Origin of the sequence: Pseudoalteromonas sp. P1-9 (assembly GCF_001399975.1) — a bacterium.
Taxonomy (GTDB): Bacteria; Pseudomonadota; Gammaproteobacteria; order Enterobacterales; family Alteromonadaceae; genus Pseudoalteromonas.
The window spans coordinates 1-215 of record NZ_LKBD01000198.1 but is presented as its reverse complement, the minus strand read 5'-3'; the positions used below and the strand labels follow the sequence as shown (position 1 = coordinate 215).

The window sequence follows — 215 nt, the reverse complement described above, 5'->3', positions numbered from 1 at the left end:
ATTGAATTAACTCGTCCAGAGCAATTATGGGTGGCGGATATCACTTACCTGCCAACGAAAGAATGCGAGTCCTATCTAAGTCTAGTAACAGATGCTTACTCTAGAAAAATAGTGGGTTATAGCCTAAGTGATAATTTAAAAACGAGTTCAGTAAAACAGGCGTTTAAACAAGCGTTAAAACATAGAAAAGTCATTTCACCTCTTATCCATCATTC

Annotated in this window: 1 protein-coding gene; it reads left to right on the top strand. The window is 36.7% G+C overall.

Translation table 11 applies throughout. The features are described 5' to 3' along the window. The coding region (locus AN214_RS22395) for a DDE-type integrase/transposase/recombinase (protein ID WP_161805725.1) at positions 1–215 on the top strand (215 nt) is incomplete at both ends.